Here is a 6,267-nt window from a genome sequence, read left to right as displayed (position 1 = left end):
TTTGCACCGCACCTTAGTTTTTAGCGTTTAGTTCTTAATCCTTAGGGCGCGGAAGGGGTTATGGTGCCTGAGAGGATAATATAACAAAGAATCAAGCCCCCGCGTAAGTTGGGGCGTTTTCCTTAGGGTTGCGCCGTTGTGGCAGAGCCACAATAGCGCCGCCCCCCGCCGCCGACGCTGAAAGTGTCGATGGCGGTTTTAGTGGATTACGCTGTGGCGGTTTAAAGCTGTGGTCTATTTTAGTTCGGCAAGGTTTCGGACGTTTTAAACTTTGGTGAATAAAATAGCTACAGTGACAACGTCCGAGCAAAGGGAATTAAAGCGAATTCCCTTTGCAATTACTCGTATCATCCTGATACTCGCCTCTACGAGGCCATCTTCGCTATGCTCAGATGTTCAAATTTGTTCCAGACAAATTTGTCTAACGCCGGAATAAGGCAGATAGCATAGCCGATTGTTTTTTTTGATTATTTTTATTTAACAAAAAGCATTCGAAAAACTTCAATAAAATCAATAATATACCGGAGCGATTTTATGCCTTTAAAAAGCACCTATCCCATCAACCAAAACTAACCCTATCAATAACGTGCCTTATGGTATCAATACTGTTTTTTGATATATTCGCTAAGTTTGATGGATTTGTTGGAGCTTTTTAGCCAAACATAATAACCCGATTTTAATTTGAATAAATTTAAATAATACGTAATTCTTTTAGTGATAATTTTATAAATGCATAAAAAATAGGCGCAAAAATTAAACCAATGACACCAAAAAGAGTTTCTAAAAATAGCATCGCAATTAATAATTCACATATACCTGCACGGATTTTAGTGCCGACAATTTTAGCATTAAGTACATATTCCATTTTGTGGATTAAAATTAAATAAACAATAATTACTATTGAAACAGAAAATGATACGGTAAATGCGACAAAAAAGATTATTGTATTGACAATCAGGTTTCCAATAATTGGTATTAGACCAAAAATAAATGTTGCTAGCACTAAACTTTTACTAAACGGTAAATGAATACCAAACAAAGGCAGAATAATAAATAGTAAAATGGCGGTCATTACGGTATTAAATAACGCAATCACAACTTGAGAGATAGCTACATATTGGAAAACCACCACTAATCGATTTAGACTGCTTTTCAAGGCTTTAGTTAATGGCCTTTGTGTAATTTGATTCTGATTAGTGTTGCGTTGATTTTCTTTATAGCCCAAAATTAATCCGATGATCATTCCTACAATTAATATAATTAAATCATGAAATACTTTTTTGATAACAGATTGTAGATAAAATACATGATCTTTAAGATAAATCATTATAGTTGATTTAACTTCATCGAGATCATTAGGTAAATAATGGGTAATACTTGGTGGTAGGCTGTTGATTACATTGTTGACCAATAATTTTAGATTCGTTAACGTTTCGGTTGGATGTTTAGCCATATCGACAAACCAAGCAAATAAATACCAAAATCCACCAATAAAAATGCCAATAATTAAAGTGGTAAGTACTAATACCGAAATTAATTTTGACCTATGGCTAAAACGTAGCATTTTTTGTGATAAAAAATCATCTAATTTTTGTGTTAACGTATAGGTTAATAAGCCTGCAATTACTGCAGGCATTAAATGCACTTGCATTAAAATAATGAAACTAACCGAAAATAGAGCAAGGCAAAACAGACCTAATTTTTGATTGTTATTAAGTAACATTGTTGAATTATTTCCTTTAATAATCAATTCAATATATTAAAACTATGAGTATATGAAGTAAAAATAGATAAAATTATAACAGATGGTTAGTTATTCATCCGCTTATTATTACTAGCTAAACAAAGTCAGTTTTAACAAATATTTTTTATAGTGATAAAAATATGGGAATGTAGTCTGTCATATAAATGCTAAGGTATAAAACTATTTAAAATAATCTTATATCTTTAAAGTGAGGTTGTTTAACAACCTCTTTTATATTTTGGAAATGACTAAGGCAATGCTATTTAATTACATAAAAATTAACATCGCGAGTACTTCGGAGGGCATCAACAAATTGCCTTAATTCTTTACGGTAACTTTGCTCAGGATCGTTTTCTTTTGTGCATTTGTCTACAGAAGAATAGCTTTTCGCCATTGCATCATTTGAGGCTAAATTATTGTATGGTTTTGTAAAATCACTACCTTTTAATGTCAAAAGGTGATTCCAATCATTTAACAGGCCTTCCATATATTTGCGACCTTCTTCGCATTTGATGTTATTTAAGTTAACCTTAGGAATAACATATTGGCTTATCTCGCTGAATTTTTTAGGTTGGTAAGGAAAACTAATGTCTTCTTGTTCATCTTCTTTTATGAGCTCAATAAAGTCGCTTTCACGATATAATTTTCTAAAACTTTCTTGATAAGATTGGTTTTTCTTTAATCTTAGGTCTTGGGTTATTTCTTCTGGGAAGGCCTGATCATAAGAATAATTCCAATGATAATCACTCCTTTCAATCAATATATCATTGATTAATTTTGCTGGCATTTCTATTTCTTGTTCTTTACCATCAATAATGGCTGGGATTTTATTGATTTCTCTGTTTTGTTTTAAGATCTTTTCGTATTCCTCATCACTAATTTCAGAGGTTGAATAGATGACTGTATATAAATAATAGTTGCTTTGAGTTGGGTTAATAAAACCTGATTCTCCAAATTGAGCCGGTTTTACGACAAAATTGAAGTCGTCATTATTATACGATAAGGTATGTTTGCCGTATTCAAATGTATAATTAACACCTGATTTGGCAGGGATAGTTAGTTCTTTACCATCGATAGTGACTTTTATTTCGTTAGCAGTAGGATTGTCAATCCAACGGTCGATAGAGCTAGGTTCAGAACAGCTAACAAGTGTTAGGCCAAAAGCTAGTAGTAAACTGTATTTTATTTTCTTCATCATAAAATTTATTATAAATATTAAAAAAGGAATATGATGCTATCATATTGTAGGTAAATTTGTGGTAATTTTAGGCTTTTATATGAATTTTTTTACTATTAACCCGTAAATAGTGAGGATGTATGAAATTAATCGTCGATAATATGAGTTGTCAACATTGTGTTAAAGCAATAACAAAAGCAATTAATGAGGTTGATCCAAAGGCAATAGTGACTGTTGATTTAGCCAAGCACGAGGTTGATATTGCAAATAGCACTATATCGCAGGTTGCTATAATTGAGGCTATTAACCAAGCTGGTTATGCGGTTGTTTAGATAGTGAAACGTTAGTAAGGTTTTTTCAGTTTATTAATATGCTGTTATTAGTGGATAGATAAGATGAAAGTTAAAATTTTGAATATCGCTGTAGCTGTTATAGCTTGGTGTGGTGCAGTTTTTTTTGTTAATGCTTATCAGATTGATTGTCCACAAAAATTTAATATTAAAGAAGAAGTTGTAAATATGCCTGATGGGTGGGAAGTCTCTAATGATATAAATAGTAAGGAGGCATCGTTTTTTAGTATGATTGTTTATTACGATAAGCCTTCTAGAATGGTGGCTTTAGTTCCTGCAAAAGGAACGGTTGACGGTAAGAAACATGAGTTAATATGGGAAGTTAATTATAAGACAGATGTTGAACCTTATTATGTTAGTTGTTCTTATAATGGAACTAGAGTTGAGTTGATAAAACAAATTGATTTATCAATGAAAAGTTGTTGGGCTGATTATTTTGAAGACGAGCAAGGAAAGCGAGGAACGCTCAGTTGTAGTACGAGTGAAGCAAAAGATCTGCATTAGTTGCGTATGGGATTTGTTGTTATATGCAATAGTTAGTAACGTAAATCCCATTAATATTTTGAACAATTACCACCAGCGGTAAAAATGATGCGTTGGTCCAATTCCTTTCCCTATATTTAAATCATCGGCATGGCTAATTGCGCCTTGTAGATAATTTTTTGCTTGGGCGATTGCTTCTTCTAAATTATTTTTAGGTAATAATGCTGCAATAGCTGCTGATAATGTGCACCCCGTTCCGTGAGTATTTTTAGTTTGGATGCGTGGAAAGGTCATTCTTATTATATTATTGTGTGTGATCAAATAATCAGGGCTTTCTTTGCTTGGTAAGTGTCCACCTTTCATTAATACCGCTTTACAGCCTAACTTGAGTAATTCATGCCCTTGTTTTTGCATTTCATCTTCAGTTTTAGCTTCATCACAATCGAGTAGCGCTGCTGCTTCTGGTAGATTGGGAGTAATAATTGTGGCTAAGGGTAATAAAAGCTCACGAATAGCTGTTACGGCATCAGACTTTAAAAGGGGATGTCCACCTTTAGCAACCATTACAGTATCTAACACGATAGCAGGAATAGGGTTTGTTTTAAGTAGGTGGTGAACGGTTGTGACTATTTCTTTATTCATTAGCATACCCATTTTTAAGCTATCAATTTGAATATCTTGATAAAGTGTATTAAATTGGGCTTCAATAAATTCGGGCGATATAGCTAATACCGCATCAACCCCTTGGGTGCTTTGTGCTGTTAGGGCGGTGATAACTGACATACCATACGCACCAAGTGCAGAAAAAGTTTTTAGATCGGCTTGAATACCTGCACCACCGCTAGGATCAGATCCTGCAATGGTTAATGCAATTGTTGTCATGATCGTATTTCCTATTTAGCTTGTTTGATTTTGTTGATAAGCGATAATGTTGCTTGTTGAATATCTTTTTTGCCACAAATAGCCGAAACTACAGCAACGCCGTCAATGCCCGTTTGAATAATGCTAGTTACATTGCTTTCATCAATACCACCAATGGCAACAGTTGGGCACTGTTTTAGTTTGACTAATTCAGTTAATTGTTCAGTTCCTATTGCTACCGTTGCATTTTTTTTGGTTGTGGTTGGGAAGATAGGGCCTATGCCAATATAATTAACCTGCTGCCAAGGAACTGCTTCAAGTTGTTGTTGGTTAGTTACCGAAAGGCCTAACCATTTATCTTTGCCGATAAGTTGTCGAGCTACATCAACAGGCAAATCACTTTGCCCAATATGGACACCATCGGCATCAACCGCTAAAGCAATATCTACATGGTCATTTATAAATAGTGGAACAGAGGTGTCGTTTAATGCTTCTTTCAATGCTAAGGCAGCGTAGTACCAATCTTTACCGCTAAACTCACGTTCAGATCTTAACTGTATTGCAGTCACACCATTTGAAACAGCAATCTTTGTGGTGTTTACCATGCCATTAATGCCACCGCATAATAATGGATCAAGGACTAAATAGAGGGTTAAATCCAGTCGTTTTTTCATTTGATTTCCTTATTAAAGCGATGGGTTAAATGTTGAGAGTTGATCTAATAGTGATATCGAGAAAGTTCCTAATCCTTGTTGTTTATTAGCTAGTTCACCAGCTTTTTTCATCATAAAACATGCACAGGCAGTGGCTGATAATGGGTCAGGCGAATTAGCTATGAAAGCCGCTACCATTGCAGATAATGAACATCCTGTACCTGTTACTTTTGTTAAAGTAATATCACCACCAGTTATACTATATGTGCTATTTCCGTTAGTTATGTAGTCAAGATCGCCAGTCATTGCGACAATAGTTTGATATTTTTGCGCAAGCTCTTGGGCAGCGTTTAAAGCTGATTGAGTTGTGTCTTGACCGTCGGGGCCTTTTGAGAAAGATTTTTGACCATTTAATGCTAATATTTCTGAAGCATTACCTCGTATTACTGTGGGATTAAATGATAATAATTGATGTGCAATTTCAGTTCGATAATTAAGTGCAGTTCCTACAGCAACCGGATCGAGTACCCATGGGGTTTGTGTTTGCTGTGCCTTGGTGGCCGCTAATAGCATACTTTGAGCTGTGTTGCTGTGAATAGTGCCAATATTAATCAGTAAGCTATCGGCAATGTTGACAAATTCAGCAACTTCTTGTTCGGCAATCACCATTGCTGGAGATGCACCAATAGCAAGTAGTACATTGGCGGTAAAGTTTTGGACTACATCATTAGTAATGCAATGCACTAGTGGGCGTTGTTGTTTTATATGATTAATAAAAGAAGCGGTTTGGGTAATTTGGAATGATTTGACTGCTGACATATTTCTTCCTTTCTTATTAATTTATAAATGTCGGGAAGAATTTGCCAATTTAAGGCTTTTATGGCTTAGACTTCCCTACGCTGGTATAATCCAGATCAGGTTCAACGGGTGAAATCTCAGTTTTTGTTTAGACAAAAAACACCCCGAGTCAAAATGAATTTTTATTATGAACTGATTATT

Annotated in this window: 7 protein-coding genes and 1 riboswitch; of the genes, 2 read left to right on the top strand and 5 right to left on the bottom strand. The window is 34.7% G+C overall.

Annotated elements, in window-relative coordinates:
• Positions 1-691: 691 nt before the first annotated feature.
• Positions 692-1,723, bottom strand: coding sequence for an AI-2E family transporter (locus tag A9G31_RS08875; protein ID WP_065561338.1), 1,032 nt, complete (start codon positions 1,721-1,723; stop codon positions 692-694).
• A 280-nt stretch (positions 1,724-2,003) separates the two neighbouring features.
• Positions 2,004-2,942 (bottom strand): hypothetical protein, encoded by a 939-nt coding sequence (locus A9G31_RS08870; protein ID WP_065561337.1) that lies wholly within the window; start codon positions 2,940-2,942, stop codon positions 2,004-2,006.
• A 119-nt stretch (positions 2,943-3,061) separates the two neighbouring features.
• Between A9G31_RS08870 and A9G31_RS08865 the strand changes: the two genes are divergently transcribed.
• Both A9G31_RS08865 and A9G31_RS08860 read left to right on the top strand, forming a co-directional pair.
• A complete protein-coding gene (locus A9G31_RS08865; protein WP_065561336.1) occupies positions 3,062-3,253 on the top strand; it encodes a heavy-metal-associated domain-containing protein in 192 nt (63 codons plus the stop codon).
• Between the two features lie 63 nt (positions 3,254-3,316).
• On the top strand, positions 3,317-3,775 hold the full coding sequence (locus A9G31_RS08860; RefSeq protein WP_065561335.1) for an STY0301 family protein: 459 nt from the start codon (positions 3,317-3,319) through the stop codon (positions 3,773-3,775).
• Between the two features lie 66 nt (positions 3,776-3,841).
• Here the strand turns inward: A9G31_RS08860 and thiD are convergent, their stop codons facing one another.
• The 3 genes from thiD to thiM are packed head-to-tail and all read right to left on the bottom strand — an operon-like array spanning position 3,842 to position 6,087.
• Complete coding sequence (thiD, locus tag A9G31_RS08855) at positions 3,842-4,636, bottom strand: bifunctional hydroxymethylpyrimidine kinase/phosphomethylpyrimidine kinase (protein WP_065561334.1); 795 nt, start codon at positions 4,634-4,636, stop codon at positions 3,842-3,844.
• An 11-nt stretch (positions 4,637-4,647) separates the two neighbouring features.
• Positions 4,648-5,289 carry a thiamine phosphate synthase gene (thiE, locus tag A9G31_RS08850; protein ID WP_065561333.1) on the bottom strand — a complete coding sequence of 214 codons (642 nt, stop codon included), beginning with the start codon at positions 5,287-5,289 and terminating at the stop codon, positions 4,648-4,650.
• 12 nt (positions 5,290-5,301) lie between these two features.
• Positions 5,302-6,087 (bottom strand): hydroxyethylthiazole kinase, encoded by a 786-nt coding sequence (gene thiM, locus A9G31_RS08845; protein WP_065561332.1) that lies wholly within the window; start codon positions 6,085-6,087, stop codon positions 5,302-5,304.
• Positions 6,088-6,142: 55 nt separating this feature from the next.
• Positions 6,143-6,243: riboswitch (TPP riboswitch) on the bottom strand.
• Between the last annotated feature and the right edge of the window lie 24 nt (positions 6,244-6,267).

It is taken from the genome of Gilliamella sp. Gris1-4 (genome assembly GCF_001690335.1).
Classification (GTDB): Bacteria; Pseudomonadota; Gammaproteobacteria; order Enterobacterales; family Orbaceae; genus Gilliamella; species Gilliamella apicola_P.
The sequence above is the reverse complement of the archived record's forward strand: the minus strand, read 5'-3'. Positions and strand labels throughout refer to the sequence as shown.

Excerpts from the sequence above, each read along its gene's own strand:
- thiE (WP_065561333.1), bottom strand. The coding sequence starts at position 5,289 with ATGAAAAAACGACTGGATTTAACCCTCTATTTAGTCCTTGATCCATTA.
- A9G31_RS08865 (WP_065561336.1), top strand. The coding sequence starts at position 3,062 with ATGAAATTAATCGTCGATAATATGAGTTGTCAACATTGTGTTAAAGCA.
- A9G31_RS08870 (WP_065561337.1), bottom strand. The coding sequence starts at position 2,942 with ATGATGAAGAAAATAAAATACAGTTTACTACTAGCTTTTGGCCTAACA.
- thiM (WP_065561332.1), bottom strand. The coding sequence starts at position 6,087 with ATGTCAGCAGTCAAATCATTCCAAATTACCCAAACCGCTTCTTTTATT.
- A9G31_RS08875 (WP_065561338.1), bottom strand. The coding sequence starts at position 1,723 with ATGTTACTTAATAACAATCAAAAATTAGGTCTGTTTTGCCTTGCTCTA.
- A9G31_RS08860 (WP_065561335.1), top strand. The coding sequence starts at position 3,317 with ATGAAAGTTAAAATTTTGAATATCGCTGTAGCTGTTATAGCTTGGTGT.
- thiD (WP_065561334.1), bottom strand. The coding sequence starts at position 4,636 with ATGACAACAATTGCATTAACCATTGCAGGATCTGATCCTAGCGGTGGT.